Annotated in this window: 29 protein-coding genes; 17 read left to right on the top strand and 12 right to left on the bottom strand. The window is 74.2% G+C overall.

Annotation, left to right across the window (positions count from 1 at the left end; genetic code table 11):
• Positions 1–38 precede the first annotated feature (38 nt).
• From ACI6QG_RS06745 to rodA, 5 genes are all read left to right on the top strand, one after another.
• Positions 39–1,082 (top strand): rod shape-determining protein, encoded by a 1,044-nt coding sequence (locus tag ACI6QG_RS06745; RefSeq protein ID WP_407023815.1) that lies wholly within the window; start codon positions 39–41, stop codon positions 1,080–1,082.
• 18 nt (positions 1,083–1,100) lie between these two features.
• Positions 1,101–1,967 carry a rod shape-determining protein MreC gene (gene mreC, locus ACI6QG_RS06750; RefSeq protein WP_407023816.1) on the top strand — a complete coding sequence of 289 codons (867 nt, stop codon included), beginning with the start codon at positions 1,101–1,103 and terminating at the stop codon, positions 1,965–1,967.
• Between the two features lies 1 nt (position 1,968).
• Entirely contained in the window at positions 1,969–2,508 is a 540-nt protein-coding gene (locus tag ACI6QG_RS06755) for a rod shape-determining protein MreD (RefSeq protein ID WP_407023817.1), read from the top strand.
• Positions 2,509–2,561: 53 nt separating this feature from the next.
• Positions 2,562–4,427: a penicillin-binding protein 2 gene (mrdA, locus tag ACI6QG_RS06760; RefSeq protein ID WP_407023965.1), complete on the top strand. Its 1,866-nt coding sequence runs from the start codon at positions 2,562–2,564 to the stop codon at positions 4,425–4,427.
• A gap of 82 nt (positions 4,428–4,509) precedes the next feature.
• On the top strand, positions 4,510–5,658 hold the full coding sequence (rodA, locus tag ACI6QG_RS06765; RefSeq protein ID WP_407023818.1) for a rod shape-determining protein RodA: 1,149 nt from the start codon (positions 4,510–4,512) through the stop codon (positions 5,656–5,658).
• 68 nt (positions 5,659–5,726) lie between these two features.
• Here the strand turns inward: rodA and ACI6QG_RS06770 are convergent, their stop codons facing one another.
• Entirely contained in the window at positions 5,727–6,107 is a 381-nt protein-coding gene (locus ACI6QG_RS06770; RefSeq protein ID WP_407023819.1) for a hypothetical protein, read from the bottom strand.
• A 134-nt stretch (positions 6,108–6,241) separates the two neighbouring features.
• Here ACI6QG_RS06770 and ACI6QG_RS06775 point away from each other — a divergent pair, with 134 nt between their 5' ends.
• A complete protein-coding gene (locus ACI6QG_RS06775) occupies positions 6,242–7,036 on the top strand; it encodes a class II aldolase/adducin family protein (RefSeq protein ID WP_407023820.1) in 795 nt (264 codons plus the stop codon).
• A 99-nt stretch (positions 7,037–7,135) separates the two neighbouring features.
• Here ACI6QG_RS06775 and lpxB read toward each other — a convergent pair whose 3' ends face one another.
• From lpxB to hisI, 4 genes are read right to left on the bottom strand one after another with little or no spacing between them, the layout of a single operon-like run.
• Positions 7,136–8,230: a lipid-A-disaccharide synthase gene (gene lpxB, locus ACI6QG_RS06780; protein WP_407023821.1), complete on the bottom strand. Its 1,095-nt coding sequence runs from the start codon at positions 8,228–8,230 to the stop codon at positions 7,136–7,138.
• The gene (locus ACI6QG_RS06785) at positions 8,227–9,102 is read right to left on the bottom strand and encodes a carbon-nitrogen hydrolase family protein (protein WP_407023822.1); all 876 of its coding nucleotides are present in this window, start codon (positions 9,100–9,102) and stop codon (positions 8,227–8,229) included. Before ACI6QG_RS06785 ends, lpxB begins: the two co-directional genes overlap by 4 nt.
• The gene (locus ACI6QG_RS06790) at positions 9,099–9,686 is read right to left on the bottom strand and encodes a GNAT family N-acetyltransferase (protein ID WP_407023823.1); all 588 of its coding nucleotides are present in this window, start codon (positions 9,684–9,686) and stop codon (positions 9,099–9,101) included. The genes ACI6QG_RS06785 and ACI6QG_RS06790 overlap by 4 nt, the downstream gene beginning before the upstream one ends.
• Positions 9,683–10,096, bottom strand: a complete 414-nt coding sequence (gene hisI, locus ACI6QG_RS06795; RefSeq protein ID WP_407023824.1) for a phosphoribosyl-AMP cyclohydrolase — start codon at positions 10,094–10,096, stop codon at positions 9,683–9,685. Before hisI ends, ACI6QG_RS06790 begins: the two co-directional genes overlap by 4 nt.
• A 19-nt stretch (positions 10,097–10,115) precedes the next feature.
• On the opposite strand from hisI, the gene ACI6QG_RS06800 reads away from it, so the two are divergent.
• Both ACI6QG_RS06800 and wecB read left to right on the top strand, forming a co-directional pair.
• Positions 10,116–10,583, top strand: coding sequence for a Fur family transcriptional regulator (locus tag ACI6QG_RS06800; RefSeq protein WP_407023825.1), 468 nt, complete (start codon positions 10,116–10,118; stop codon positions 10,581–10,583).
• A gap of 89 nt (positions 10,584–10,672) precedes the next feature.
• Positions 10,673–11,767 (top strand): non-hydrolyzing UDP-N-acetylglucosamine 2-epimerase, encoded by a 1,095-nt coding sequence (gene wecB, locus ACI6QG_RS06805; protein ID WP_407023826.1) that lies wholly within the window; start codon positions 10,673–10,675, stop codon positions 11,765–11,767.
• Positions 11,768–11,835: 68 nt separating this feature from the next.
• Here wecB and ACI6QG_RS06810 read toward each other — a convergent pair whose 3' ends face one another.
• The 3 genes from ACI6QG_RS06810 to ACI6QG_RS06820 are packed head-to-tail and all read right to left on the bottom strand — an operon-like array spanning position 11,836 to position 14,434.
• On the bottom strand, positions 11,836–12,585 hold the full coding sequence (locus tag ACI6QG_RS06810; RefSeq protein WP_407023827.1) for an NAD kinase: 750 nt from the start codon (positions 12,583–12,585) through the stop codon (positions 11,836–11,838).
• Entirely contained in the window at positions 12,582–13,409 is an 828-nt protein-coding gene (locus ACI6QG_RS06815; protein WP_407023828.1) for a carbon-nitrogen hydrolase family protein, read from the bottom strand. Before ACI6QG_RS06815 ends, ACI6QG_RS06810 begins: the two co-directional genes overlap by 4 nt.
• 44 nt (positions 13,410–13,453) lie before the next feature.
• The gene (locus tag ACI6QG_RS06820) at positions 13,454–14,434 is read right to left on the bottom strand and encodes a Bug family tripartite tricarboxylate transporter substrate binding protein (RefSeq protein WP_407023829.1); all 981 of its coding nucleotides are present in this window, start codon (positions 14,432–14,434) and stop codon (positions 13,454–13,456) included.
• A gap of 195 nt (positions 14,435–14,629) precedes the next feature.
• On the opposite strand from ACI6QG_RS06820, the gene rplM reads away from it, so the two are divergent.
• From rplM to ACI6QG_RS06860, 8 genes are all read left to right on the top strand, one after another.
• The gene (gene rplM, locus ACI6QG_RS06825) at positions 14,630–15,100 is read left to right on the top strand and encodes a 50S ribosomal protein L13 (RefSeq protein WP_407023830.1); all 471 of its coding nucleotides are present in this window, start codon (positions 14,630–14,632) and stop codon (positions 15,098–15,100) included.
• 4 nt (positions 15,101–15,104) lie between these two features.
• Positions 15,105–15,605 carry a 30S ribosomal protein S9 gene (gene rpsI, locus ACI6QG_RS06830; RefSeq protein WP_407023831.1) on the top strand — a complete coding sequence of 167 codons (501 nt, stop codon included), beginning with the start codon at positions 15,105–15,107 and terminating at the stop codon, positions 15,603–15,605.
• Positions 15,606–15,768: 163 nt separating this feature from the next.
• Positions 15,769–16,719, top strand: a complete 951-nt coding sequence (argC, locus tag ACI6QG_RS06835; protein ID WP_407023832.1) for an N-acetyl-gamma-glutamyl-phosphate reductase — start codon at positions 15,769–15,771, stop codon at positions 16,717–16,719.
• Complete coding sequence (locus tag ACI6QG_RS06840) at positions 16,716–17,234, top strand: gamma carbonic anhydrase family protein (protein ID WP_407023833.1); 519 nt, start codon at positions 16,716–16,718, stop codon at positions 17,232–17,234. The genes argC and ACI6QG_RS06840 overlap by 4 nt, the downstream gene beginning before the upstream one ends.
• Positions 17,235–17,282: 48 nt before the next feature.
• Positions 17,283–17,825 (top strand): hypothetical protein, encoded by a 543-nt coding sequence (locus ACI6QG_RS06845; protein WP_407023834.1) that lies wholly within the window; start codon positions 17,283–17,285, stop codon positions 17,823–17,825.
• Between the two features lie 11 nt (positions 17,826–17,836).
• Positions 17,837–18,361 (top strand): hypothetical protein, encoded by a 525-nt coding sequence (locus ACI6QG_RS06850; RefSeq protein WP_407023835.1) that lies wholly within the window; start codon positions 17,837–17,839, stop codon positions 18,359–18,361.
• On the top strand, positions 18,358–18,864 hold the full coding sequence (locus tag ACI6QG_RS06855) for a hypothetical protein (RefSeq protein WP_407023836.1): 507 nt from the start codon (positions 18,358–18,360) through the stop codon (positions 18,862–18,864). Before ACI6QG_RS06850 ends, ACI6QG_RS06855 begins: the two co-directional genes overlap by 4 nt.
• Complete coding sequence (locus tag ACI6QG_RS06860) at positions 18,861–19,415, top strand: hypothetical protein (RefSeq protein WP_407023837.1); 555 nt, start codon at positions 18,861–18,863, stop codon at positions 19,413–19,415. The genes ACI6QG_RS06855 and ACI6QG_RS06860 overlap by 4 nt, the downstream gene beginning before the upstream one ends.
• Positions 19,416–19,424: 9 nt before the next feature.
• Here ACI6QG_RS06860 and ACI6QG_RS06865 read toward each other — a convergent pair whose 3' ends face one another.
• From ACI6QG_RS06865 to ACI6QG_RS06875, 3 genes are all read right to left on the bottom strand, one after another.
• On the bottom strand, positions 19,425–22,958 hold the full coding sequence (locus ACI6QG_RS06865) for a beta strand repeat-containing protein (RefSeq protein ID WP_407023838.1): 3,534 nt from the start codon (positions 22,956–22,958) through the stop codon (positions 19,425–19,427).
• 81 nt (positions 22,959–23,039) lie between these two features.
• Positions 23,040–23,750: a tRNA1(Val) (adenine(37)-N6)-methyltransferase gene (locus ACI6QG_RS06870; protein ID WP_407023839.1), complete on the bottom strand. Its 711-nt coding sequence runs from the start codon at positions 23,748–23,750 to the stop codon at positions 23,040–23,042.
• Entirely contained in the window at positions 23,743–23,940 is a 198-nt protein-coding gene (locus ACI6QG_RS06875) for a putative signal transducing protein (RefSeq protein ID WP_407023840.1), read from the bottom strand. The genes ACI6QG_RS06870 and ACI6QG_RS06875 overlap by 8 nt, the downstream gene beginning before the upstream one ends.
• Positions 23,941–24,029: 89 nt before the next feature.
• Between ACI6QG_RS06875 and ACI6QG_RS06880 the strand changes: the two genes are divergently transcribed.
• Entirely contained in the window at positions 24,030–25,025 is a 996-nt protein-coding gene (locus ACI6QG_RS06880) for a polyprenyl synthetase family protein (RefSeq protein ID WP_407023841.1), read from the top strand.
• Positions 25,026–25,029: 4 nt separating this feature from the next.
• On the opposite strand, the gene ACI6QG_RS06885 is transcribed toward ACI6QG_RS06880, so the two are convergent.
• A complete protein-coding gene (locus ACI6QG_RS06885; RefSeq protein WP_407023842.1) occupies positions 25,030–26,667 on the bottom strand; it encodes an ABC transporter permease in 1,638 nt (545 codons plus the stop codon).
• Between the last annotated feature and the right edge of the window lie 29 nt (positions 26,668–26,696).

The raw sequence follows: 26,696 nt of genomic DNA on the forward strand, positions 1-26,696 counted from the left end.
CCGCCCACCCCTTTCCCCCGGCACGAGGTTTTTCCCGCATGTTCGCACGCCTGTTCGGCTTCCTGTCCGCCGACATGGCCATCGACCTCGGCACCGCGAACACCCTGGTCTACGTGAAGGGGCGCGGCATCGTGCTGAACGAGCCGAGCGTGGTCGCCATCGCCGACAACCGCGGCCGCAAGCAGGTGCTGGCGGTGGGCGAGGAAGCCAAGCAGATGCTGGGCCGCACCCCGGGCAACATCGCCGCCATCCGCCCGCTGAGGGACGGCGTGATCGCCGATTTCGAGGTGGCGGAGGAGATGATCAAGCACTTCATCCGCAAGGTGCACAACCGGCGGTCCTTCGCCTCGCCGATGATCATCGTCTGCGTGCCCTCCGGCTCCACCGCCGTGGAGCGCCGCGCCATCCAGGAGAGCGCCGAATCAGCCGGGGCGCGCAAGGTGCTGCTGATCGAGGAGCCCATGGCCGCGGCCATCGGCGCCGGCCTGCCGGTGACCGAGCCCTCCGGCTCCATGGTGGTGGACATCGGCGGCGGCACGACCGAGGTCGCGGTGATCAGCCTGGGCGGCATCGTCTATGCCCGCAGCGTGCGCGTGGGCGGCGACAAGATGGACGAGGCGGTCATCAGCTACATCCGCCGCACCCACAACCTGCTGATCGGCGAGAGCAGCGCCGAGCGCATCAAGATGGAGATCGGCGCCGCCGCCCAGCCCAATGGCGAGGAGGACGGCCCGCTGACCGAGGTCAAGGGCCGCGACCTGATGAACGGCGTCCCGCGCGAGGTGACGGTGAGCCAGCGCGAGATCGCCTACGCGCTGGGCGAGCCGGTGACGCAGATCGTGGACGCGGTGAAGGTGGCGCTGGAGAACACCCCGCCCGAGCTGGCGGCCGACATCGTGGACAAGGGCATCGTGCTGACCGGCGGCGGCGCCAACCTGTACCGCCTGGACGAGGTGCTGCGCGACGCCACCGGCCTGCCGGTGGTGGTGGCCGAGGAGCCGCTGAACTGCGTGGCGCTGGGCACCGGACGGGCGCTGGAGGAGATCAAGAGGCTTCGCCAGGTGCTGTCCTCCATGTATTAAGGGCCTCCGGGGGGTGCCTTGATCCGTCTTTCCATCCCGCTGCGGCAGGCGCTGGCCCGGCTTTCCCTGCCGGTGCTGATCGCCGCCGCCTTCGGCACCATGCTGCTCGGCAAGGCCGACGCGCTGCTGGCGGAGCGCGCGCGCATGGCCCTGGCGGACATGCTCTCGCCCATCTGGGCGGCGGTGCAGCAGCCGGTCCGCGCCGCGCGCGACGCGCTGGCCGAGGCCCAGGCCCTGTGGGACATGCGCGCCGAGAACGCCCGCCTGCGCGAGGAGAACGAGCGCCTGCACCGCTGGCAGGCCGCCGCCCTGGCGCTGGAGGCGGAGAACGCCCTGCTGCGCCGCCAGCTGTCCTGGGTGCCGGACCCCGCGCCGGCCTTCCGCACCGCCCGCGTGGTGGCCGATGCCGGCGGCACCTACGCCCGCGCCGTGCTGCTGGCCGCCGGCCCCAACCACCAGCTCCGCAAGGGCCAGATCGCGCTGGACGAGCGCGGCTTCGCCGGCCGGGTGACGGAGGTCGGATCCCGCTCCGCCCGCGTGCTGCTGGCCACCGACATCAACAGCCGCATCCCCGTCATCCTGGAGGGCTCGCGCGCGCGGGCCATCATGGCGGGCAACAACGCCGCCCGCCCGCGGCTGCAGCACTGGCCCGAAGGCGTGGTCCCGCGCGAGGGCGACCGGGTGGTGACCAGCGCCGAGGCCGGCGCCTTCCCCGCCGGGCTGCCGGTGGGCGTGGTGCGCTGGAGCGAGAGCGGCGCCGCCGAGGTGGAGCTATTCGCCCAGATGGAGCGCCTGGACGTGCTGCGCCTGTTCGACTACGGCCTGGCCGGCATCCTGCCCCCCGAGGCGGTGGCGCGGCCCGAGCCGCGTGCGGCGCGCCGGTGACATGGCCCGCAAGGGGCGCCCCGAGCCGCCCATGGGCGTGCTGCGCCGCCTGGACGCGGGCGCGCGCGCGGGCTTCCCGGCGCTGTCCACCGGGTTGCTGATCGCCCTCGCCGCGGTGCCGGTCGGGGTGCCGGGGCTGGCGGCGGCCCTCGCCCTGCCACCCGTGTTCTTCTGGAGCGTGTTCCGCCCCGCCGCCATGCCGGCGCCGGCGGTGTTCGGCCTGGGCCTGCTGCTGGACCTGGTGTCCTTCGCGCCGCTGGGCATCGGCGTGCTGACGCTGCTGGTGGCGCATGGCGTGGCGATGCGCCTGCGCGACTGGGTGGCGAAGCAGTCCTTCCTGCTGGTGTGGGTGGTGTTCTGCGCCTTTGCCGCCGCCGCCGCCGCGCTGGCCTTCCTGCTGCACGCGCTGCTGATGCTGCAGGTGCCGCCGCGCATGCCCGCCATCCTGCAGGCCGGGATGGCGGCGGGCATCTATCCCCTGGTCGGCTGGGCGCTGGCCCGGCTGCACATGGCGATGACCCGCGCGGAGGAGGGGGCGTGAAGATCCCCTTCATCCAGCGCCGCCGCGCCAAGGGCGGCATCGAGAACTTCACCATGAAGGGCGTGAAGCGGGAGGAGGAGCGCCGGCGCTCCGTCTTCACCCGCCGCGCCCTGCTGCTGGGCGCCGGGCAGGCGGGGCTGTTCGGCTTCCTGGGCTGGCGGCTGCACACGCTGCAGGTGGAGCAGGGGGAGCGCTACGCAACCCTGGCGGAGGAGAACCGCCTTTCCGCCCGGCTGCTGAGCCCGCCGCGCGGCCGCGTGCTCGACCGCAACGGCAAGGTGGTGGCCGGCAACCGGCTGAACTGGCGCGCCTTGCTGGTGGCCGAGCAGACGCAGGACGTCGCCGCCACGCTGGACACCTTCCACCGCATCGTGCCCCTGGGCGAGAACGAGCGCGCGCGCGTCGAGCGCGAGCTGCGCCGCCGCCGGCGCTTCGTGCCGGTCATCGTGCGCGAGTTCCTGGCCTGGGAGGAGATGGCGCGCATCGAGGTCAACGCGCCCGACCTGCCGGGCATCCTGATCGACGTCGGCACCACGCGCCTCTACCCCGAGGGCGAGCACCTGGCGCACATCGTGGGCTACGTGGCGCCGCCCTCGGAACGCGACATGGACGGCGACCCGCTGCTGCAGCTGCCGGGCGTGCGCGTCGGCCGCGCCGGGGTGGAGCGCCACCACGACACCATCCTGCGCGGCCGCGCCGGGGCGGTGCAGCTGGAGGTGAACGCGGTGGGCCGCATCATCCGCGAGCTGGACCGGCGCGAGGGCGTGCCGGGCCAGGACGTGGAGATCAGCGTGGACGCCGAGCTGCAGCGCACCCTGCGCGGGCGGATCGAGGAGGGGACCTCGGTCGTGGTGATGAACGCGCGCAACGGCGAGGTGCTGGCCCTGGCCTCCCAGCCCTCCTTCGACCCCAACGTGTTCAACGCCGGCGTCTCGGCCGCGCAGTGGCGGCAATGGACATCGCAGCGGGCCACGCCGCTGATCAACAAGACCACCAACGGGCTCTACGCCCCCGGCTCCACCTTCAAGATGGTGGTGATGCTGGCCGCGCTGGAGGCGCGGGTGGCCTCCCCGGGCGAGCGCGTCCATTGCCCCGGCCATTTCGACCTGGGCGAGAGCCGCTTCCACTGCTGGAACCGCAACGGCCATGGCGGCGTGGACATGCGCACCAGCCTCAAGGTCTCCTGCGACGTCTACTACTACGAGATGGCGCGGCGGCTGGGCATCGACCGCATCGCCGCCATGTCGCGCCGCCTCGGCCTCGGAGTGCCGCTGGACATCGAGCTGCCGGGCACGCGCGCCGGCCTGGTGCCGACGCGGGCCTGGCGCGAGGCGCAGGGCAAGCCCTGGGCGCTGGGCGACACGGTGGTGCACGGCATCGGCCAGGGCTTCTACCAGCTGACCCCGCTCTCGCTCGCCACCATGGCGGCGCGGCTGGCCACCGGGCGCGCGGTGCAGCCGCACCTGACGCGCAGCATCGGCGGCCGGCCGGTGCGCGGCCAGCGGCCGGAGGACTGGCCCAGCCTGGGACTGAACGAGCGCGACCTGCGCCTGGTGCGCGAGGCCATGTGGGCGGTGGTGAACGAGCCGGGCGGCACCGCGCTCGCCTCGCGCCTGCCGGCGGGGATGGGGCAGATGGCGGGCAAGACCGGCACCACCCAGGTGCGCCGCGTCTCACGCGAGCAGCGCGAGCGCGGCTTCCGGGTGGAGACGCTGCCGCGCGAATGGCGGCCGCACGCGCTGTTCGTGGCCTATGCCCCGCACGACAACCCGCAATACGCGGTGAGCGTGGTGGTGGAGCACGGCACTTCCGGCTCCGGCGCCGCGGCGCCGCTGGCGCGCGACGTGCTGGTGGAGACCTTCAACCGCTTCCGCCAGCCCGTCCCGCCGCAGCGGGTCGCCGAGGGGAGGAGCGGATGAGCGGCACGGAGCCCTGGCCCGCCCAGGCAGCCGCCGGGGCGGCGCGCCGGCCTGGCCGCCGGATGCATGGGGGCGAGGACGCATGAGCGCCGTCTACGAGAAGCGCCTGCTGACGCGCGAGCGCGGCTCGGGCCTGCTGCAGAAGTTCTGGCAGGTGCCCTGGCCCTTCGTGATGCTGCTGGGCGCCGTGGCGGCGGTGGGCTACGTCGCGCTGTATTCGGCCGGCGGCGGGCCGGAGGCGTATGCCTCCAAGCATGCGCTGCGCTTCGCCTTCTCGCTGGTGCTGATGCTGTGCGTGGGGCTGGTGGACATCCGGGTCTGGGCGCGGGTGGCGCCGCTGGCCTACCTGGGCGGCATCGCGCTGCTGGTGCTGGTGGCGCTGCATGGCGAGGTGGGCAAGGGCGCGCAGCGCTGGATCGACCTCGGCCCCATCCAGCTCCAGCCCTCCGAGGCGATGAAGATCATCCTGGTGCTGACCCTGGCCTGGTGGTTCCACAAGGCATCGTGGGAGAAGGTGGGCAACCCGCTGTTCCTGATCCCGCCCGCGGTGCTGGTGCTGGTGCCGGTGGGGCTGATCTTCCGCCAGCCCAACCTGGGCACCGCGCTGATCACCGCGATGGTCGGCGCCACCATGTTCTGGGCGGCCGGCATGCGCTGGTGGAAGTTCGCGCTGGGCATCGGCGGCGCGGTGGCGGCCGCGCCCATCGTCTACGACCACCTGAAGGAATACCAGCGCGCGCGCATCCACACCTTCCTGGACCCCGAGAGCGACCCGCTGGGCGCCGGCTACAACATCATCCAGAGCAAGATCGCGTTGGGCTCGGGCGGCTTCTGGGGCAAGGGCTTCATGCAGGGCACCCAGGGCCACCTGAACTTCCTGCCCGAGAAGCAGACCGACTTCATCTTCACCATGATCGCCGAGGAGTTCGGCCTGGTGGGCGCCATGGGCACGCTGGGGCTGCTGCTGCTGGTGGTGGCGTTCTGCTTCCTGGTGGCGCTGCGCTGCAAGCACCAGTTCGGCCGCCTGCTGGCGATCGGGCTGGGGACGAACTACTTCCTCTACGTCTTCGTCAACGTGGCGATGGTGACCGGCTCCATCCCCGTGGGCGGGGTGCCGCTGCCGCTGATCAGCCATGGCGGCTCGGCCATGCTGATGGTGATGTTGGGCTTCGGCCTGCTGATCAGCGCCTGGGTGCACCGCGACGCCGAGTTCGGGCCGGCGCGGGACTAGAGCACGATCCGCCTCGATGGAAACATCAAGGCGGTGAGGCGTCCCCTCATCAAAGGCTGGATCATGATCTAGGGGCGGCGCTGCTGCTCCACGCCGCCGCGGCGCGGGGTGTCGTCGAAGGCGCCGGTGACGTTGCGCGCGCAGGCGCCGCTGCGCAGCATCTCGCCGTAGCCCTGGGCCATGCCCGGGCAGGCGGAGGACAGGGAGCGCCGGCCGCCATCGCGGCTGTCGAACACGTCGCGCACGAAGCGGTCCACCTCCGCCAGGCCTGCGGCGCGTTCCTGCGGGGTCTTGGGGCTGGCGTTGATGCAGGCCCGCCAGGCGTTCGCGGCCTCGTCGCAGGCGGGCACGGTGGTGGAGGGCGGGGTGACGCGCACCTGCGGCACCAGCCCCTGCGCCAGGGCGAGCGAGGGCGCCATCACCAGGGCGCCGAGCAAGGCGTGTCTCAAGGCATGCAACTCCGGCCGGGCGATGTCGGTGTGGGAACCTATTTGGCGCGGCGGCGGCGCGCAAGCCGCGCGCGGCTTCCCCCGCCTCCGGCAAAGCCCGTAGGATGGGCGCAACGCGAGACGGAGGACGGACCATGCTGGAAGAAGCGCGCCCGATGCTGGACATCCCCAGCCTGCGCAACCAGGTCAGCCCGCAGGAGTGGAAGGCCCGGGTAGACCTGGCCGCCTGCTACCGGCTGGTGGCGCATTACGGCATGAGCGACATGATCGCCAACCACATTTCCTGCCGCGTGCCCGGCGAGGACGGGGCCTTCCTGATCAACGCCTACGGGCTGATGTACGAGGAGATCACCGCCTCCTCCCTCATCAAGATCGACGTGAAGGGCAACGTGCTGCTCAAGCCGGATTTCGGCGGGCTGGACTACGGCATCAACCGCGCCGGCTACGTCATCCACGGCGCCATCCACGAGCGCCGTCATGACCTGGACTGCGTGATCCACACCCACACCTGGCCCGGCATGGCCGTGTCCTCGCTGGAGTGCGGGTTGCTGCCGATGAACCAGACGGCGATGCGCTTCCTCAAGATCGCCTATCACGACTATGAGGGCGTGGTGCTGGACGTGGAGATGCAGGACAAGCTGGTGGCCGACCTGGGCGACAGCAACGCGATGATCCTGCGCAACCACGGGCTGCTCACCGTGGGCCGCACCATCGGAGAGGCGTTCAACGCCATGCACCGCCTGGAGCTCTCCTGCAAGGCGCAGCTCGCCGCCATGGCCTGCGGCGTGCCGCTGGTGCAGGTGCGCAAGGAGGTGCTGGAGGAAACCTGGAACAACTACCAGCCCGGCACCCGGCGCCCCTATGGCGTGATGGAATGGCCCGCCCTGCTGCGGATGCTGGACCGGCAGGACCCGAGCTACCGGAACTAGATCATGATCCGCAAACGCGGATCATGATCCAGCCTTTGCCGCGAGGACGATTCACCGCCTTGATGATTCCACCAAGGCGGATCGTGCTCCAGGCGCGCGCTACAGCATCCGCAGCACGGCGTCGGCCGCGGCTTCGCTGGGCCGGCCCTGCGGAGGGGTGAGCTGCTCCAGCGCCTCGCGGAAGCCGGCGCGCTGGCGGTCGCGCGCCGCGGGCTCCTCCAGCAGCGGGCGCAGGGCGGCGCGCAGGCGGTCGGGGGTGCATTGCTCCAGCAGGCATTCCGGCACCACCTCCCGCCGCGCCAGCAGGTTGACCAGGGAGGCGTGCGGCAGCTTCACCAGCCGGCGCGCCAGCCAGCCGGTGAGGGGATTCATGCGGTAGGCGACGACGTGCGGCAGCCCCGCCACCGCCGCTTCCAGCGACGAGGTGCCGGACTTGATCAGCCCCGCCGTGCAGGCGGCCAGCGCGTCCGCCTTCTCCTGCGGCGCGCGGGCGTAGCGGGCGCCCCAGCCGGCGGTGCCGGCGCGCACCTCGGCCTCCACCGTGCCGGCCAGGGCCACCACGGGGGTGAAGCCGGCGGGCAGCGCCTGGGCGAAAAGCGGCAGGTGGCGCGCCACCTCGCCGCGGCGCGAGCCGGGCAGCACCGCCAGGCCGGGCCCGTCGAGCGGGAAGCGCGCCGGGTCGCCGCGGGCGGATTCGCTTTCCAGGATGGGGTGGCCGACGAAGTCCACCGGGATGCCGGCGGCGGCGAAGAACGGCGCCTCGAAGGGCAGCAGGGCCAGGATGCGGTCCACCGATTCTGCCATGCGCCGCGCGCGGCCCGGCCGCCAGGCCCAGACCTGCGGCGCCACGTAGTGCACCACCGGGATGCCCAGCGCCTTGGCCCGCCGCGCCAGCCGCAGGGTGAAGCCCGGGCTGTCGATGGTGACCAGCAGGCGCGGGCGGTCGCGCGCCAGGGCCGCCGCCGCTTCCTCCAGCCGGCGCGACAGGTGGCGCAGCTGCGGCAGCACCTCCAGCAGCCCCATCACCGCCAGCTCGCGGATGGGGAACAGGCTGTCCATGCCCTGCGCCGCCAGGTGCTCGCCGCCCAGTCCCCTGAAGCGCAGCGTGGGGTCGCGGCGGCGCAGCGCCGCCACCAGCCGCGCGCCCAGCACGTCGCCCGAGGCCTCGCCGGCGGCGATCCAGACCAGGGTCATGCGAAGGGCAGGGGGGTGGGCGGGGGGATGGGGGCCACCGGCCAGTCCAGGTGGTTGCGCACCGCGCCGTCGCGGCGCACGCGCTCCAGCAGCGCGGGGTCGAGGTCGGCCAGCACTAGGCCGGGGGTGTCCAGCGCGCCCTCGGCCACCACGCCGTCCTCGGCGAAGGGGCGGTCCACCGGGCCGAACACGGCGGCGGCGCCGTGGTTCTCGTCCAGCGCGGCCGAGGCCGCGAAGCCGCCGACGGTCGGCGCCATGGCGACGAAGCACTGGTTCTCCATGGCGCGCGCCCGGGCGCCGACGCGCACGCGGTGGAAGCCGTGCAGGCTGTCGGTGCAGGAGGGCACCAGCACCAGCCAGGCACCCTGCTCCACCTGCGCGCGCACCAGCTTGGGGAACTCGGCGTCGTAGCAGATGGCCAGGCCTAGGCGGCCCCAGGGCGTGTCGAACACCCCGGGCGGCGCGCCGGGCGAAACCCCCCAGCGCTCCGCCTCGAAGCGGGTCATGGTGCGCTTGTCCTGGAAGGCCACGGCGCCATCGGGGCGGACCAGCGGGGCGCGGTTCACCACGCGCCCGTCCTGGCTTACCGGCAGGGTGCCGGGGCACAGCCACAACCCGGCCGCCCGCGCCGCGCCGCGCATGGCGTCCAGGATGGCGGGCGCGGCGGCGACCATGGCGCGCAGCTCCGCCGCCTCGTCGGCGCGGGTGGTGCCGGCCAGGGCGGCGCCGAGTTCCACGCAGGCGTATTCGGGGCACAGCAGCAGGTGGGCGCCCGCCGCCTTCGCGCGGCGCGCCCAGGCCTCCAGCTTGGCGGCGTAGGCGGCGACGTCGCGCAGCGGCTCCACCGGCCAGGCGAGGACGGCGAGCCTCACAGGTGCTTCAGCCAGAAGGACAGCCGGTGCGGCACCGACTCGGTCCCGCCGATCTCGCGCCAGCGGAAGGTGCAGGCCAGTTCCGGGTGGTGCGCGTAGCCGCGTTTGCGCCAAAAGCCGTCCAGCGGCACGTGGCCGGGCGGGCGGCGCGGGTCGTCGGCCGGGCGCTCCACCGCGCAGAAGGCCGCGGTGGCGAGGCCGGCCGCGCGGGCCACCGCCTCGCGCGCCGCCAGGAAGACGACGCCGATGCCCTGGCCGCGGTATTCCGGCAGCAGCACGCTCTCCCCGAAGTAGCAATGCGCGGCGGGGTCGCGGCCCGCCGCCGCGAAGGCCTCGCGCACCGGGGCGTCGGCCTGGAGCATCGGCTGGCAGGTGGCGGCGCCGACCGCCGCCTCGCCGTCCAGCGCCACCACCACGGCGGCGCCCTCGCCCTCGGCGTACTTGCGCAGGTAGGCGGCCTCGTAGGCGTCGTCGGCCTGGTAGAGGTAGGGCCATTCGCGGAACACCGCGCCGCGCAGCCGGCCCAGGCTGGGCAGGTGGCGCAGCAGCGCCGCCCCGCGCAGGGTTTCGAGGCGCAGGCTCATGCGCCGTAGAGCTTCGCCGGGTCCACCAGCGGCGCCGCCACCTCGGCCAGGGCGCCATCGCGTGGGGCGCGGAAGAAGCAGGAGCGGCGGCCGGTGTGGCAGGCCACCCCCGTCTGGTCCACCAGCAGCAGCAGCGTGTCGCCGTCGCAGTCCAGCCGCAGGTCCAGCACGCGCTGCACCTGGCCCGACGTCTCGCCCTTGCGCCACAACCCGTTGCGCGAGCGGGAGAAGTAGCAGGCGCGGCCGGTTCCCAGCGTCTCCCTCAGGGATTCGCGGTTCATCCAGGCCATCATCAGCACCTCGCCGGTGTCGTGCTGCTGGGCGATGGCGGGCACCAGGCCGCGCGCGTCCCAGCGGACCGCGTCCAGCACGGGGGCGGCGTCCGCCAGGGGGAGGGCATCTTGCGTCACCCGCGCTATATAGTCCGGCATGACGGGCGCGGAAATCGAGGCGGCGGTGCAGGCGGCGGAGCGGCGCTGCGCCGCGCGGGGCGCCAGCCTGACGGCGCTGCGCGGCCAGGTGCTGCGCCTGGTGCTGGAGGCCGGGCAGCCGATCGGCGCCTATGCCCTGCTGGAAAGGCTGAAGGGCGCCCGCGGCCCCGCCGCCCCGCCCACCGTCTACCGCGCGCTGGACTTCCTGTTGGAGCAGGGGCTGGTGCACAAGCTGGAGCGCCTGAACGCCTTCCTGCCCTGTGTGGACCCGGACGAGCCCTGCGCCGATGGCTGCGCCCACGACCACCCGCACCAGTTCCTGATCTGCACCAGTTGCGGCCGCACCAGCGAGATCGCCGACCACGGCGTCGCGCATGCACTGGACAAGGCGGCGGCCCGCCTGGGATTTCGCCCGGCCCACGCCACGGTGGAAGTGGAAGGCATCTGCGCCGCCTGCACGGGGTGATGCCCTTGCAACGCACGCGACCTTTCGGCAATTTATGAACAACCTCGGGTTGTCATTGCCGGGGGATGCTCACCCAACCGGGGGCGCCCATGCATCTGGCCTGCGTCCTCGGCACCCGCCCGGAGGCGATCAAGCTCGCGCCCGTCATCCGCGCCGCGCGGGCCGCGGGGCACCGCTGCGACATCCTGTCCACCGGCCAGCACCGCGAGATGCTGCGGCAGGCGCTTGATGGCTGGGGGCTGGAGCCGGCGCTGGACCTCGCGCTGATGCGGCCGGGCCAGGGGCTCTCCGCCCTGGCGGCCGGCGTGCTGGGAGGGCTGGAGCCTTGGCTGGAGCAGCACCGCCCCGACTGGGTGCTGGTGCAGGGCGACACCACCTCGGCCATGGCCGGGGCGCTGGCCTCCTTCCATGCCCGGCTGCCGCTGGCGCATGTTGAGGCTGGGCTGCGCTCTGGCGACCTCGACGCCCCGTTCCCGGAGGAAGCGAATCGCAGCCTGATCGCCCGGCTGGCCCGACTGCACTTCGCGCCCACGGCGGCGGCGCGCGCCCACCTGCGGCGCGAGGGGGTGGCGGACGAGGCCATCCGCGTGACCGGCAACACCGGGGTGGACGCGCTGCTGGCGGTGGCGGCGGAGCGGCCCTTGCCGCCGGTCCCGCTGGACGGCGCGCGGCGCCTGGTGCTGGCCACCGCCCACCGGCGCGAAAGCCAGGATGGCGGGCTGGACCGGCTGGCGGCGGCGCTGGCGCGGCTGGCGGCGCGGCCCGGCGTGCAGCTGGTGGTGGCGCTGCACCGCAACCCGGCGGCGGCGCATCCGCTGCGGCGCGCGCTGGCCGGCGTGCCCGGCGCGGCGCTGCTGCCGCCGCTGGCGCACCGGGACTTCGTGGCCCTGCTGTGCCGCGCCGCGCTGGTGGTGACCGACAGCGGCGGCGTGCAGGAGGAAGCCGCGGCGCTGGGCATCCCCGTGCTGGTGGCGCGGGAGGAGACCGACCGCCCGGGCGGCCCGGCCGAGGTGGTGGGGCTCGACGGCGCCCGCCTGCTGGCCGCCGCCGAACGCGTGCTGGACGCCCCGCCGGCGCCGCTGCGCCCCTGCCTGGCGCATGGCGACGGGCGGGCGGCCGGGCGCATCCTGCGCGCGCTGGAGGCCGCCTTGCCGCGGCGGGCGGCACGGGCGGCGGGCGCCTGAGCACGATCCGCGGCGGCGGGTGAGCCGGCTGTTCCGGAAGGCCCCGTCTTGCGAAGCGGAGGCAGGGCCTAGACGAACTGCTCGGCGATGATGCGCTCGCTCAGCGAGTGGTCGGGGTCGAACAGCATGGTCATGTTGATGGCCCGGTCCTCGCGGATCTCCACCCGGCGCACGTCGCGCACCTCCGTCTGGTCGGCGGTGGCGCTGACGGGGCGCTTGTCGGGCTCCAGCACCTGGATCTCCACCCGCGCGGCGGCGGGCAGCAGCGCGCCGCGCCAGCGCCGCGGGCGGAAGGCGCTGATCGGCGTCAGCGCCAGCAGGTTGGCGTCCAGCGGCACGATGGGGCCGTGGGCGGACAGGTTGTAGGCGGTGCTGCCCGCCGGGGTGGCCAGCAGGATGCCGTCGCAGGACAGCTCGGGCATGCGCTCCTTGCCGTCCACCAGGATGCGCAGCTTGGCGGCCTGCCGCGTCTCGCGCAGCAGCGACACCTCGTTGATGGCCAGGGCGGCGTGGGTGGTGCCGCCGGAATGGGCGCGCATGCGCAGCGGGTGCAGGGTGGCGGCCTGGGCGGCCTCCAGCCGGGCCGGCAGGTCGTCCTCGCGGTAGGCGTTCATCAGGAAGCCGACGGAGCCGCGGTTCATGCCGTAGACCGGGCGGTTGCGGCCCAGCAGCCGGTGCTGCACCTCGATCATGAAGCCGTCGCCGCCCAGCGCCACCAGGAAGCGCGCCTCGCCCAGCGGCGCCTGGCCGTAGCGCGCCGCCAGCACGGCCAGGGCCGCCTGCGCCGCCGGGCTGCCGCCGGCCAGGAAGTGGATCACGCCAGCTTCCGGTGCCCGAGCACCGGCATGTCGCGGCGCACGCGCGCCGTCAGCGCCGGGTCCAGCCGCGCCGTCGCCCAGCCCGTGCCGTCCGAGCAGCGCGCCACCACGTGCCCCCAGGGGTCGGCCACCAGGGAATGGCCGTACACCTGGCGCGTCGCGCCGCGCTCCTCGTAGGCGCCGTGGGAGGCGGCGGCGATCACCCAGCACTGCGTCTCGATGGCGCGGGCGCGCAGCAGCACCTCCCAGTGGTCCTTGCCGGTCATCAGCGTGAAGTTGGAGGGCACCAGGATGGCCTCCGCCCCGGCGCGGCGCAGCGCGAGGTACATCTCGGGGAAGCGCATGTCGTAGCAGATGCTCAGGCCGAAGCGGGTGCCCTCGGCGTCGAAGGTCACCAGGGACTCGCCGCCGCCGTAGAGCGCGCTCTCGCGGTAGCCGGTGCCGTCGGGGCCGGTGATGTCGAACAGGTGGATCTTGCGGTAGCGCGCCACCTCTCGCCCCTGCGGGTCGAACACCACGGTGGTGTTGTGCAGCTTCTCCGCGCCCCGCTCGATGAGGGAGCCGCCATGCACCCAGACGCCGGCGCCGCGCGCCGCCTCGCGCAGGAACTCGTAGGCCGGGCCGCCGGTGCCGCCGGGCTCGGGCAGGGCCTCGGCGGCGGCGTCGCGCGCCTCGCGCCCGCCGCCCAGGTTGGTCCAGGTCTCGGGCAGGGAGAGCAGGCGGGGGCGGTCGGCCTCCAGCGCGGCCTCGATTAGCCGGCGCGCCTGGGCGATGTTGGCCGCCTTGTCGCTGCCCTGGTTCATCTGGATGACGGAGACGCGCATGGGGGCATGCCACCATGGGCGCCGCGCTTCGCCTAGCCCTGCCGCTAGCCCTCCGGCACGATGCCGGCGCGGCGCATCAGGTCGCGGTGCAGCGGCAGTTCCTCGGCGATGCGCGCGCGCAGCGGCCCCGGCCCGGCGGGGGTGGGGATGAAGCCGTTCTGCGCCAGCAGCGCCACCGCCTGGGGCGTCTGGAAGGCGGCGGCGACGGCCTCGGCCAGCCGGTCCTGCACCGCCTGCGGCGTGCCGGCGGGCGCGGCCAGCGAGAACCAGCCAGCCGAGCGCAGCCCGGCCAGGGGCGGGCCCAGCTCCTCCACCGTCGGCACGGCGGGCAGCGCCTCGAAGCGCGTGCCTCCGGGCACCAGCAGGGCGGCGAGGCGCGCGGCCTCCACCTGCGGCCGCGCCGGGGCGACCACGCTCATCATGCAGTCCACCCGGCCGGCCATCGTCTCGGTCAGGCCGGGCGGCGAGCCGTTGAAGGGCACATGGAGCATCTGCACCCCGGTGCGCGCCTGGAAGTCCAGCATCATGACGTGCGAGGAGGAGCCGACGCCCCAGGTGGCGTAGGACAGCGCGCCGGGCCGGGCGCGCGCGGCCTCCAGCAGCGCGGGCAGGGTGGGGGTGCGGGGATGGACCACCAGCACGAAGCCGGTCTCGGCCAGCATCGTCAGGTGGGCGAAGTCGGCCTCGGGGTCGTAGCCGATGTTGCGCAGGGCGAAGGGCGCCAGGGTGAAGGTGCCCACCGTGCCCAGCAGCAGCGTCATGCCGTCCGGCCGGGCGCGGGCCACGTGGCGCCCGCCGAGCGTGGTGGTGGCGCCGGGCATGTGCTGCATGACGAAGGTGCCGCCCAGCCGCTCCGCGAGGCCCTGCACCAGGATGCGCCCCAGCACGTCGGTCGAGCCGCCGGGCGAGTAGGGCATGACGACGGTGACCGGCTGGGTGCCCGGCCAGGATTGCGCGCGGGCCAGGGGAGGCAGGAGGGCAGGCAGCAGGGCGGGCGCGGCCAGGATGGCACGGCGGGTGGGCATGGGCGTGGCCTCCGGATGTCGTTGGCGGCAGGCTGGCACGCCGGGCGCGCGCAGGGCCAGCGGAACAAGCGGGCGGCGTGATGGCGAGGGCCTCGCCGGAAGGCGGTATCATGATACCGTACGCACGAAGCCTTGACGCGCCGCCGCGCGGCGGGCATATGCGCCGCAGCAATTCCTGCTTTCCAAGGTTTTCCCATGCTCAGCACCCAGACCCGCTCGGTGAAGCCGGCGGAGGTCCAGAAGAACTGGTGGGTCATCGACGCCGAGGGCCTCGTGCTCGGGCGCCTGGCCTCCCTCGTCGCGAACCGCCTGCGCGGCAAGCACAAGGCCAGCTTCACCCCGCACGTGGACTGCGGCGACCACGTCGTCATCGTCAACGCCGACAAGGTCCGCCTGACCGGCAACAAGATGACGAGCAACGTCTTCTACTACCACACCGGCTATCCCGGCGGCATCAAGGGCCAGACGGCCAAGTTCCGCCTGGAAGGCCGCTTCCCCGCCCGCGTGGTGGAGAAGGCGGTGGAGCGCATGATCACCCGCGGCCCGCTGGGGCGGAAGCAGATGAAGAACCTGCACGTCTATGCGGGCGGCGAGCACCCGCATGCCGGGCAGAACCCGCAGGCGCTCGACGTCGCCGCGATGAACCGCAAGAACAAGGTTGGCTGAGACCATGAGCGAGCAGACCACCGCCACGTCGCTGGCCGACCTGAAGAACCTGGTGCAGGGCACCCCCGCCGCCACCGGCGAGGGCGCCGCCCCCGCGCGCGAGCCCAAGCGCGACGCCCAGGGCCGCGCCTACGCCACCGGCTCCCGCAAGGAGAGCGTGGCGCGCGTGTGGATCAAGCCCGGCAAGGGCACCATCACCATCAACGAGAAGCCGCAGGGCAAGTACTTCGCCCGCCCGGTGCTTCGGATGCTGATCGCCCAGCCCTTCCTGGTGGCCGACCGCTACCAGCAGTTCGACGTCATCGCCACCGTGACCGGCGGCGGGCTGTCGGGCCAGGCGGGCGCGGTGCGCCACGGCATCTCCCGCGCGCTGTGCAACTATGAGCCGGACCTGCGCGCCATCCTGAAGAAGGCCGGTTTCCTGACGCGCGACCCGCGTGCGGTCGAGCGCAAGAAGTACGGCAAGATGAAGGCGCGACGTTCCTTCCAGTTCTCCAAGCGCTGACGCCTGGGGACCGGGCGGCCGCGCCCGGTTCATCCAGGACCGAGACATCAGGGGGCAGGTTCCGCGAGGGACCTGCCCCTTTTCCGTTTCCACCCCCTGCCGCGGCGGAACCACGCCCTGGCCGATTCCAGCCAGGACGATCCGGCGCTAACGTGAGGCCATCATGAGCAAGATCCCCTCCATCTTCATCGACGGCGAGAGCGGCACCACGGGGCTGCAGATCCGCGCCCGCCTGGGCAACCACCCGGGCGTCCGCCTGGTCTCCATCGCGGAGGAGCGGCGCAAGGACCCCGCGGCCAAGCGCGCGCTGATGGAGGAGGTGGACGCCGTGGTGCTCTGCCTGCCCGATGCCGGCGCCAAGGAGGTGGCGGCGATGGCGGCGCAGATGGGCGACAGGGCGCCCAAGCTGCTCGACGCGTCCACCGCGCACCGGGTGGACCCGCAATGGGTGTTCGGCTTCCCCGAGCTGACGCCCGGCCATGCCGAGCGCATCGCCGCGGCGCCGCGGGTGGCCAACCCCGGCTGCTACCCCACCGGCGGCATCGCCCTGCTGCGCCCGCTGGTGGATGCCGGCGTGCTGCCGCCGGACTTCCCCGTCACGGTCAATGCCGTGTCCGGCTACACCGGCGGCGGCAAGGCGATGATCGCGGAGTTCGACGCCGGCACCGCGGCGCCGTTCTTCCTCTACGGCCTGGGGCTGGAGCACAAGCACGTGCCGGAGCTGCAGCTGTATTCCGGGCTGACGCGGCGGCCGCTCTTCGTGCCCTCGGTGGGCCGCTTCGCCCAGGGGATGCTGGTCTCGGTGCCGCTGCACCTGGACGCCCTGCCGGGCCGCCCGGCCCCCGCCGACCTGGAGGCGGTGCTGCGCGAGCGCTACGCCGGCTCCGGCTGGGTGAAGGTCATGCCGGCGGACGGCGCGCAGCGCCTGGGCGCGGAGGAGGTGAACGGCTCCAACTGGCTGGAGCTGCGGGTGTTCGGCCACGCCGCCCACCGCCAGGCGGTGCTGGTGGCCCGGCTGGACAACCTGGGCAAGGGCGCCTCGGGCGCGGCGGTGCAGAACCTCGGCCTGATGCTGGGGGTGGACGTCGCCGCCGCCCTGCCGCTGGCCGCATGAGCCTGCTGCCCTTCGAGGGCCGGCGCCCCGTGCTGCACCCCACCGCCTGGGTCGCGCCCAACGCGGTGGTGGTGGGGGATGTGGAGCTGGGGGAGGGGGCGTCGGTCTGGTACGGCTGCGTGCTGCGCGGGGACACCAACTTCATCCGCGTCGGCGCGCGCTCCAACCTGCAGGACGGCACCATCGTCCACGTCAACCGGATGAAGGAGGCGGCGCTGATCGGCGCCGACGTGACGGTGGGGCACGCCGCCATCATCCACGCCTGCACGCTGGAGGACGGCGCCTTCATCGGCATGGGCGCCACCGTGCTGGACGGCGCGGTGGTCGGGCAGGGGGCCATGCTGGGGGCGGGCGCCCTGCTGCCGCCCGGCAAGCGGGTGCCGCCGGGCGAGCTGTGGGTCGGCAGCCCCGCGCGCTTCCTGCGCGTGCTGTCGGCGCCGGAGCGCGAGGGGCTGGCGGCGACCACGGCGCATTATGTCGAACTGGCCATGCGGCACCGCACGTCCCTGGCCTGACCGCGGCGGGGGTTCATGCGTTAGGGTGGGACCATGCGCCCCTTCCCGATGCTCCCCCTGCTGCTCCTGCTGGGTTGCGGCGCGCCGCTGCCGCCCTTCGCCACGCTGCCGCCGGCCTTCAACACGGCGGGCGACCCGTTGCGCGGCGCGGTGCTGCTGAGCGCCTTCGCCTTCAACCAGCCCGCCCAGGCAACGCCCGCCGCCCGGCTGCGCGCCCACGCCATGCTGGAATGGATGGCCGCCGATTTCCGCTGGAACCCGCGCTGGAGCGAGTTCACCCCGGTGCTGGGCCAGCAGCTCGACGCCGCGCGGGCGGAGCAGCGGGCCGCGCTGGGCATGGCGCCCGGCCTGTCGCCGCAGGCGGCGGTGGACGCGCTGTTCGCCGCGGCGTGGGCGGTGGAGACCGGGGCGGCGCCGCCGGTCCAGCCCGACGCCTTTCCGCAGCGTGACCGTTTCCTGGCTGCGATTGTCACCCCGCCGGCCTTGCCAGTGGCGGCGGGTGCCGTCAGCTTGGCGGAAGCCGAGCTGCGCCGCATCGACACCTCCGGACGCTTCAACGGGGATGGCGGCAGCGGCGGCGCCCATCCGTGAAAGACCTCGACGTGACCCGCAAGCTCCTTCTCGCCCTTCCCATCCTCCTCGGCGCCTGCGCCGCGCTGCCGGCGCTGCAACCCGTGGGCGAGAGCGCGTCCCTGCCGCGCGACGCCGTGATCGGCGCCGGCGACCCGACGCGCGCCGCCGCGCTGTCGGTCGGCACCGCCTTCACCACGCGCTCGGTGCTGGTGGGCACGCCGGCGCAGCAGGCGCGGGTGATCGGCAACATGGAGTACCTGGCGGTCAACACCGCCAGCCCGATGCTGGAGGCCGCGCCGCCCACCCTGCGCCCGCAGATGCGCGCCGCCCGCGCCGAGTGGCGCCAAGCGCTGGGCATCCCGGCCGAGGCGCCGGCGCAGCAGGTGATCGACCAGCTCTACGCCGCCGCCCGCGCGCTGGATTCCGGCATGCAGCCGCCGATCAGCCTGGCGGCGCTGGAGGCGCGGCCGGCGCTGCCCAACACCGCCGCCGCGGCGCAGACCGCCGCCCTGGCGGTGCAGCAGCGCGACCGCACGGAGCGCGCCCCGCGATGAGGCGCCGCCCGCTCCTTCTGCTGCCGCTGGCGGCGCTCATGGGCTGCGAGGCGCTGCCGCCCGCGGAATCCGCGCGCCTGCCGCCGAACGGCGTGGAAGGGGCGGGCGACCCGACGCGGGCCGCCGTCGCGCGGTCCTCATTCTTCTTCGCGCGCCAGCCGCCGACCGACGACCTGCGCGCGGTGGCCCGCGCCATCGCCGACATGGAGTTCCTGGCCGCCAGCCTGCCGACCGACCCGCGCTATTCCGGCGACCCGCTGCTGCCGGTGCGGCTGCGCCAGGCGCGGCAGGAATGGCGGCTGGCGCTGGGCGTGCCGATGGAGGTGCCGGCGCAGGCCATGGTGGACCGGCTGTGGCGCATCCACCAGGGCGCGCCCGACCCGGAGATGGCGGCGCGCCTGCTGGCGCTTCCCGCGCTGCCCCGCACGCGCGAGGCCGCGACCGCCGCGGCGCGGGCGCAGGACCAGCCCTCCGGCCCCCGCCTGTTCGGCCGCCCGTGGTGAGGCGCGCCCTGCTGCTGGCGCTGGCCCTGGCGGGCTGCGCCGAGATGCGCACCCCCGCGCCGCCCCCGGCCGACCCGGCGCTGACCGGCGGCGTCGCGCCCTTCCCGGGCCCCGCCGTCGCCGCCCTGGCGCTGCGCGACTTCGACCGCGCCGGCGCGGCGCTGGAAGGCCGGCCGGCGGCGGCGGCGCTGGCGGCGGCGCGGCTGGAATGGCTGGCCCTGGCGCTGGGCCCGGCGGGCGAGCTGGCCGCCATGCCCGATTCCGTGCGCTTCGCCATGGCCCGCGCGCTGGAAGAGGTGCGCGCCGCCCTGGCCATCCACCCCGCTTCCGGCGGCACCCCGGCCATCGCCGCCCTGCTGGAGGCGTCGCGCCGGCTGGAGCGCGGCGAGGAGCCCGCCCTGGGCCCGCCGGTGTTCCGCGACGTCCAGCCGAATGCGCGCCAGCGGCTGGAGCAGCCCGGCCCCCTGCCCAATGCCGCGCTGGTGACCGGCGGCATCGTGGAGGAGCTGGGCCGCGGCCGGCGCGAGGCCGACGTGGGCATCCGCCCCTGACCGTCCTGGTCAGGCGAACAGCATCGCGTCCGTCGCCTGCTGCACCGTCACGCCGAACAGGTTGATGGTGCCCTGCGCGGTGACCAGCTGCACCGCCGCGCCCAGGTCGTTCACCGTCACCTGCGCCGCCGACGTGACCCCGGAGCCGACGAAGCTGACGCGGAACAGCGCTCCGTCCAGGAAGAAGGCGTTGTCCGTGCCGAAGTTGGGCGCGTTCAGCCAAATGACGTCCGCCCCGCCATTGGCGGCGTAGACGTCATCCCCCGCGCCGCCGACCAGCGTGTCGCCCAGCGCGGTGGACAGCAGCGTGTCGTCGCCCGCCCCGCCATCCAGCGTGGAGGCCGCGCCGCCATTGGCGTAGAGCACCTGCGTCCCGCTTCCGGCCGACAGGCGCGTGGCGGTGCCGATGAGTTGCGCGATCTCGACATGGGCCGAGACGGTCCAGCCATTCGCCTCCACGAAGGCGGTGTCCGTGCCGTCGCCCGGCAGCGCGCCTTCCACCACCACGTCCGCGGCGTCGGAAATCAGGTAGAGGTCGTCGCCGGTGCCGCCGTCCAGGGTGTCGCCGCCGCCGCGGCCCAGCAGCGAATCATTGCCGCCCCCGCCGGACAGCGTGTCGGACAGCGCGCCGCCATAGATGCTGTCATTGCCCGCGCCGCCGGTCAGGGTGCTGGCATTGGCGCCGAAATTCGCCATGGCCACGCCGGTGCCGCCGGTGGCGGTGGCGGCGCGCCCGGCGCCGGTCAGCAGCACGTATTCGATGCCCGGGCCGAAGCTCCAGTTGGCGGCGGTGTCCACCACCGCGAGGTCGGTGCCGCCGGCGTCGAAGGTTTCGTCGTAGACGGTGGCGGCGTGCACCACCAGCACCACGTCGTCGCCGGTGCCACCGTAGATGATGTCGGCCCCGCCATTGCCCAGCACCTGGTCGTTGCCGGCGCCGCCCATCAGCACGTCGGCGGCGGTGGAGCCCAGCAGCACGTCGTCGCCCGCCCCGGCCGCGATGTTGGAGGACAGGGTGGCGTTGGCGTAGATGACCTCCCCGGTGCCGCCGCCGAGCACGCGCGTGGCGGTGCCTTGCAACGCGATGACCTCCAGCCCGTCGAAGGCCTGCCAGTCGTCGGTGAAGACCAGGGCGGAATCGCTGCCGCCGGCCTCGAAGCCGTGCTGCCCGGCGTCGCGGATCGCATAGAGGTCGTCGCCCAGGCCGCCCAGCATCTCGTCGGCGCCGCTGCCGCCGTCCAGCTGGTCGTTGCCGTCGCCGCCCAGCAGGGTGTCCACCGCGGTGCCGCCCAGCAGGGCGTCGTTGCCGTCGCCGCCTTCCAGCGTGTCGCCGCCCTCGCCGCCGGCCACCACGTCGTCGCCGCGGCCGCCGCGCAGCCAGTTGGACTGGCCGTCGCCCAGCAGCGTGTCGTTGAAGGCCGAGCCCAGCGCGTGACGGATGAGCACCAGGGTGTCGGTGTCGCCCCAGCCATCGGTGGCGCTGCCGGTGCCCAGGTTGACGGCCACGGCGCCCGGGTCGTTCTCGTAGCGCGCCACGGTGGAGGAGGCCGCCGCCTGCAGCACGTCCGCGCCGCGCCCGCCGGCCAGGGAGGAAAAGGCGCCGGGTGCGTCGGTGCCCACCAGCAGGTCGGCGAAGGCGGTGCCGTTGGCGTTCTCGATGTTCACCACGCGGTCGGCGGTGCCCCAGGAATCCACCGCGGTGTTGGCCGCCAGCGTCACGCCGGCCACCACCTGCTGCACACCGGACAGGTTCACCCGCACGCCCTGGGCCGGGGCGGGGGCGCCGGCGGTGAAGTCGTCGGTGATGAGCAGGTCGGTGCCGCCGCCGCCATCCATGGTGTCCACGCCGCGGCCGCCGAAGAACTGCTCGTTCGCCGCGCTGCCGGCGAAGGTGTCGTCGCCGTCGCCGCCGGCCACCGCCTCCATGCCGGAGATGGTGTCGGTGGCGGTGCGCACGCCGGAGGAATCGAAGCGCTCGGCGCTGCCGTTGGCAAAGTCCAGCACCAGCTTGAAGCCGCCCTGGAAGCGGTAGGTGTCGAAGCCGCCGCCGCCGACGAGCGACTTGGAGCCGAGGTTGTTGACCAGCTCGAAGGTCTCGTTGCGGGCGCTGCCGGTCACGATGTCGTTGAAGGAGGACAGGCGCAGCCGCACCACGTTGGTCAGCTGGTCGGTGCCCGAGAGCCCGTCCTGCACCACGCCGGTCGCCAGGTCGGCGACGATGCCGGTGGCGGCGTCGGTGTAGTCCACCGCCACCCGGCCGTTGCCGTTGGTGTTGATCGTGTCGTTGCCGGCGCCGGGGCGGAAGCGCAGCGTCCAGATGCTGGTGCCGGTGGCGGGGGCGACGTAGCTGTCGTCGAAGGCGGTGCCGAGGACGTCGGTGATGAAGGACAGCGTGTCGGTGCCCGCGCCGTCCTTCACCACCGTGGCGGCCGTCATGGTGGAATAGGCGACCGCGATGCCGCCCGGCAGGGACGCGGTGTTGCCGCGATAGTCCACCACGCGGCGCTCGGTGCCGTCGGCGGCGTAGCTGTCGTCGCCCAGGCTGCCGACGAAGTTGCCGGTGACGCTGCCGGCGCTCATCACGTCGTTGAAGGAGGAGCCGAGGACGTGGCGGATGCCGTGCAGCGTGTCGGTGTCGCCCCAGCCATCGGTGGCGCGGTTCAGCGCCAGGTCCACGCTGACGCCGGCCACGTGCCCGGAATAGGACGCCACGGTGAAGTCGTTGGCGGACACCGCCCACAGATCATCCGCGCCCCGCCAGCCGTTGACGTAGGAGTAGTTGCTGGTGGAGCCGGTGCCGACCAGCACGTCGCCGAGGCTGGTGCCGACAGCGTTGGTGATGCCCCCCGAGAATGTGTCCGTGCCGCCGAAGCCGTCCAGCCCGGTGCGCGCGGCGATGCCCGCCACGACGCCCCCGCTGAGGTTGACCTGCACGCCGGTGGCGGGTTCCGGCACGCCGCTGTAGGAGTAGTAGACGGTGGCGAAGGCGGTGGGGCCGGCCTCGAACCGGTCGTCGCCGGCGCCGCCGTAGAAGCTGTCATTGCCGCCATTGCCAAAGAAGGTGTTGGCCCCGCCATCGCCCCAGAAGCGGTCTGGGCGGGTGGTGCCGACCGCGTCCTCGATGCCGGACAGCGTGTCCACGTTGCCCCACTGGTCGCGCGCCGTGCCGGCGGCCAGGGTCACGGTGCCGGAGATGACGGTGACGCCGCCCAGGTTCACGAAGGCGCCCAGGCTGGGCGCCACCCCGGCATCGTCCAGCGTGCCGGCGTAGCTGGCGCGGTCGCGCCCGGCGCCGCCTTCCAGCACGTCGGCGCCGCGGCCGCCATCCAGGGTGTCGTTCCCGGCCTCGCCATCCAGGATGTCGCTGCCGTTGCCGCCGAACAGCTGGTCGTTGCCGCCGCCCGCCGCCAGGGTGTCGTTGCCCTGGCGCCCGGTGATGACGTCGTTGCCGGCGGTGGCCGGGCCGCCGGTGACGCCGCCGGTGACGCCCAGGGTGGAGACGACGTCGTCGCCCGCCGTGCCGTTGATGGTGCTGCCTGACATGCCGTGCTCTCCGCGCCGACACACCCCGGGCGGGAGCATTGACCGCCCGTTAAGCCTGGGCAAGCGAAATCCGGCCGGGGTTCAGCCGGGCAGCGCGGCCCCGCCGGCCAGCACCGCGGCGGCCAGCGGCGCCCAGCCCGTGCCCGCGTGCAGCACCAGGGGCGGCAGCACCCGGTCCGGCCCGCGCCCGGCCTTCACGCCGCGCAGCAGCACCCGCTTAGCCGGCTCGCCCTCGCGCGGCGCCACCGGCAGCAGCGCCAGCGCGCCGAAGCCGGACTGGCGCAGCAGGGCGGCGGCCTCGCCCCAGCGGGCGGCGGGCAGCACCAGGCTGGCGGTGCCGCGCGGCACCACGGCGCGGCCCAGCGCGGCGGTCCAGTCGGCCAGGGCGGCGGCCTCGTGCGCCGCCTGCCGCCGCGCCGGGTCGGGCGAGGCGGTGCCGGCGGGCCAGTAGGGCGGGTTGGCCAGCCCGTGGCGCACGCGCGGCAGCGGGGCGCCGCGCAGGTCGGCCGCCAGCACCGAGGCCGCCACGCCGTTCAGCGCGGCGTTGCGTTGCGCCAGCGCGGCCAGGGCGGGGTCCTGCTCGATGGCGGCGACGCGCAGGCCGGGCACGCGCGCGGCCAAGCACAGGAAGGCGGCGCCGGAGCCGCAGCCCAGCTCCAGCACCGCCTCGCCGGGGCGGGCGGGCACGAAGGCGGCCAGCAGCACCGGGTCCAGCGCCGCGCGGAAGCCGCGGCGCGGCTGGCGCAGGCGCACCGCGCCGCCCAGCAGCCCGTCCTCCGTCTCCTCATCCATCGGCGTCGGCGAGGATGCGGCGGGCGCGGGCGGCGTCGGCCTCCGCCACCGCCAGCCGGGCCGGCACCACGCCCAGCCCCAGCGCGGCGGTGTTGGCGTCGAGCAGCACGGCGGCGATGCCGGCATCGGCCAGCACCGCGCGCAGGAACAGCAGGCGCACCGCGTCAAGCCCCTCGGCCACCACCTGCATCGCGCGAAACCCCTTGATTCGGCTTGCCTTGCGGCGCCCTGTCCCCGCGCCTAGATTGCGCCCGCGATGCAGGGCGGACAAGGCGCGACGTGACCCCGGTGAAGGACAAGGATGCGCTGTCGCGCCTGCAGGACCTGCTGGCCGACGACCTGGCGGCGACCAACCGCGCCATCGTCGAGCGCATGCATTCCCCCGTGGCGCTCATCCCGCAGCTGGCGGCGCACATCGTCGCCGCGGGCGGCAAGCGCATCCGCCCGCTGCTGACGCTGGCCGCCGCGCGGCTGTGCGGCTATGAGGGGCGGCGCCACGTGGCGTTGGCCGCCTGCGTGGAGTTCATCCACACCGCCACCCTGCTGCACGACGACGTGGTGGACGAGAGCGGGATGCGCCGCGGGCAGGCCAGCGCCAACGCGCTGTGGGGCAACAACGCCTCCGTCCTGGTGGGCGACTTCCTGTTCGCGCGCGCCTTCCAGCTGATGACGGAGGACGGCTCGCTGGAGGTGCTGCGCATCCTGTCCGCCGCCTCGGCCACCATCTCGGAAGGGGAGGTGCTGCAGCTGGTGACGCAGAACGACCTGTCCACCACCGAGGCGCAGTACCTGGAGGTCATCGAGGGCAAGACGGCGGCGCTGTTCGCCGCGGCCACGCGCATCGGCGCCGTGGTGGCCGGGCGGCCGGCGCGCGAGGCGGAGGCGCTGGACGCCTACGGCCGCAACCTGGGCATCGCCTTCCAGCTGGTGGACGACGCGCTGGACTACGCGGCCGAGCAGGCGGCGCTGGGCAAGGTGGTGGGCGACGACTTCCGCGAGGGCAAGATCACCCTGCCGGTGCTGGTGGCCTTCCATGCCGGCGACGCCGCCGAGCGGGAGTTCTGGCGCCGCACGCTGGAGGGGCGCGAGCAGGCCGAGGCCGACCTGGGCCGCGCGCAGGGGCTGATCGCCCGCCACGACGGCATCGGCGAGACCATCCGCCGCGCCGAGCGCTACGGCGCCGCCGCCCTTTCCGCGCTGGAAGGCTTCCCGGAGGGCGAGTTCCGCCGCGCCATGGCCGAGGTGGTGGAGTTCTGCATCAACCGCGGCCGCTGAGGGCTCAGCGCCGCCGCATCGCCCGCGTCAGCGCCGCCACCGGCAGCAGCCCCGCCAGCACGATCAGCAGGGCGGAGGTGCTGGCCTCGGCCAGGCGCTCGTCGCTGGCCAGGTTGTAGACGCGCACCGCCAGGGTGTCGAAGTCGAAGGGGCGCACGATCAGCGTCGCCGGCAGCTCCTTCATGGTGTCCACGAAGACCAGGATGCCGGCGGTGAGCAGCGCGCCGCGGGCCAGCGGCAGCTCCACCCGCCGCACCGCCTCGCCCGGGCTGGCGCCGAGCGAGCGCGCCGCCATCCCCAGCGAGGGCTTGAGGCGGGACAGGCCGGATTCGACGGCCGAGAGCGCCACGCCGAGGAAGCGCACCAGGTAGGCGAAGACCAGCGCCGCCAGGGTGCCCGACAGCAGCAGGCCGGTGGAGACGCCGAACTGCGCGCGCGCCAGCCGGTCCAGCGCGTTGTCGAACACGCCGAAGGGCACCAGCACCCCCACCGCGATGACCGAGCCCGGGATGGCGTAGCCCAGCCCGGCCGCGCGCTTGGCCCAGCCCGCCGCGCGCCCCGGCCGCAGCCGGGCCGACCACGCCAGCCAGGCCGCGATGGCCACGGCGAGGGCGGCGGTGAGCCCGGCCAGGGTCAGCGAGTTCCACAGGAAGGGCAGGAAGCGCGCGGCGGCCAGCGGGTCGCCGGCCTCGTTCAGCAGGCTCAGCAGGGCGCCGGCGGGCACGGCGAAGCCCAGCACCACCGGGGTGAAGCACAGCAGCCCCGCCAGCGCCGCCTTGGCGCCGCGCAGCCGCACCGGCTGGAACGGGGCGTGGCGCGTCGTCATCGGGTGGAAGCGCCGCCCGCCGCGCGAGACGTGCTCCAGCGCCAGCAGCAGCGCCACGCACAGCAGCAGCGCGGCGGCGAGCTGGGAGGCGGCGCCGCGGTCGGACATGCCGAACCACGCCTCGTAGATGCCGGTGGTGAAGGTGCGGATGCCGAAGTGCTGCACCGTGCCGAAATCGGCCAGCGTCTCCATCAGCACCAGCCCGCCGCCGGCCACCAGGGCCGGGCGGGCCAGCGGCAGCGCCACGTGCAGGAAGGTGCGCGACAGCGAGTGGCCCAGCGTGCGCGACACCTCGACCAGGCAGGTGCTCTGCTGCAGGAAGGCGGCGCGGCACAGCAGGTAGACGTAGGGATACAGCACCATGGCCAGCACCAGCGCCGCGCCGGGCAGGGAGCGCATCTCGGGGAACCAGTAATCGCCCCAGGCCCAGCCGGTGAGGCCGCGCAGCGCCACCTGCACCGGGCCGGAGACATCCAGCAGCCAGGTCCAGGCATAGCCGGCCACGTAGGCGGGCATGGCCAGCGGCAGCAGCAGCAAAACCTCCAGCCCGTCGCGGCCGGGGAAGCGGCAGGCGGTGACGATCCAGGCGGACACGGCCCCGGCGCTGCCGGCCATCAGCACCACCAGGGCGCCCAGCAGGGCGGTGTTGCCCAGCATCTCCGGCAGGAAGGTGCGCCAGATGTGGCCCCACACGGCGCCGGCCGGCACGGCGGCGGCCGCCAGCACCGCCAGGATGGGCAGGGCCAGCAGCAGCGCCGCCAGCAGCGGCAGCAGCGGGCGGCGCGGGGCCGCCAGGGGACGCAGGGTGGCGCTCACCGGATGTTCTTGCGAGGCGTTCTCATCTT

Origin of the sequence: Sabulicella flocculans, from assembly GCF_045449635.1 — a bacterium.
GTDB lineage: Bacteria > Pseudomonadota > Alphaproteobacteria > Acetobacterales > Acetobacteraceae > Roseococcus.

What these genes read in the sequence shown, in the direction of transcription:
- lpxB (WP_407023821.1), bottom strand. Translation starts at nt 8,230, where the DNA reads ATGACCCTGGTCTGGATCGCCGCCGGCGAGGCCTCGGGCGACGTGCTG.
- ACI6QG_RS06790 (WP_407023823.1), bottom strand. Translation starts at nt 9,686, where the DNA reads ATGAGCCTGCGCCTCGAAACCCTGCGCGGGGCGGCGCTGCTGCGCCAC.
- ACI6QG_RS06755 (WP_407023817.1), top strand. Translation starts at nt 1,969, where the DNA reads ATGGCCCGCAAGGGGCGCCCCGAGCCGCCCATGGGCGTGCTGCGCCGC.
- argC (WP_407023832.1), top strand. Translation starts at nt 15,769, where the DNA reads ATGAGCAAGATCCCCTCCATCTTCATCGACGGCGAGAGCGGCACCACG.
- wecB (WP_407023826.1), top strand. Translation starts at nt 10,673, where the DNA reads ATGCATCTGGCCTGCGTCCTCGGCACCCGCCCGGAGGCGATCAAGCTC.
- ACI6QG_RS06775 (WP_407023820.1), top strand. Translation starts at nt 6,242, where the DNA reads ATGCTGGAAGAAGCGCGCCCGATGCTGGACATCCCCAGCCTGCGCAAC.
- mrdA (WP_407023965.1), top strand. Translation starts at nt 2,562, where the DNA reads ATGAAGGGCGTGAAGCGGGAGGAGGAGCGCCGGCGCTCCGTCTTCACC.
- rodA (WP_407023818.1), top strand. Translation starts at nt 4,510, where the DNA reads ATGAGCGCCGTCTACGAGAAGCGCCTGCTGACGCGCGAGCGCGGCTCG.
- ACI6QG_RS06855 (WP_407023836.1), top strand. Translation starts at nt 18,358, where the DNA reads ATGAGGCGCCGCCCGCTCCTTCTGCTGCCGCTGGCGGCGCTCATGGGC.
- rplM (WP_407023830.1), top strand. Translation starts at nt 14,630, where the DNA reads ATGCTCAGCACCCAGACCCGCTCGGTGAAGCCGGCGGAGGTCCAGAAG.
- ACI6QG_RS06840 (WP_407023833.1), top strand. Translation starts at nt 16,716, where the DNA reads ATGAGCCTGCTGCCCTTCGAGGGCCGGCGCCCCGTGCTGCACCCCACC.
- rpsI (WP_407023831.1), top strand. Translation starts at nt 15,105, where the DNA reads ATGAGCGAGCAGACCACCGCCACGTCGCTGGCCGACCTGAAGAACCTG.
- ACI6QG_RS06815 (WP_407023828.1), bottom strand. Translation starts at nt 13,409, where the DNA reads ATGCGCGTCTCCGTCATCCAGATGAACCAGGGCAGCGACAAGGCGGCC.
- ACI6QG_RS06820 (WP_407023829.1), bottom strand. Translation starts at nt 14,434, where the DNA reads ATGCCCACCCGCCGTGCCATCCTGGCCGCGCCCGCCCTGCTGCCTGCC.
- ACI6QG_RS06845 (WP_407023834.1), top strand. Translation starts at nt 17,283, where the DNA reads ATGCTCCCCCTGCTGCTCCTGCTGGGTTGCGGCGCGCCGCTGCCGCCC.
- ACI6QG_RS06870 (WP_407023839.1), bottom strand. Translation starts at nt 23,750, where the DNA reads ATGGATGAGGAGACGGAGGACGGGCTGCTGGGCGGCGCGGTGCGCCTG.
- ACI6QG_RS06800 (WP_407023825.1), top strand. Translation starts at nt 10,116, where the DNA reads ATGACGGGCGCGGAAATCGAGGCGGCGGTGCAGGCGGCGGAGCGGCGC.
- ACI6QG_RS06865 (WP_407023838.1), bottom strand. Translation starts at nt 22,958, where the DNA reads ATGTCAGGCAGCACCATCAACGGCACGGCGGGCGACGACGTCGTCTCC.
- ACI6QG_RS06875 (WP_407023840.1), bottom strand. Translation starts at nt 23,940, where the DNA reads ATGCAGGTGGTGGCCGAGGGGCTTGACGCGGTGCGCCTGCTGTTCCTG.
- ACI6QG_RS06745 (WP_407023815.1), top strand. Translation starts at nt 39, where the DNA reads ATGTTCGCACGCCTGTTCGGCTTCCTGTCCGCCGACATGGCCATCGAC.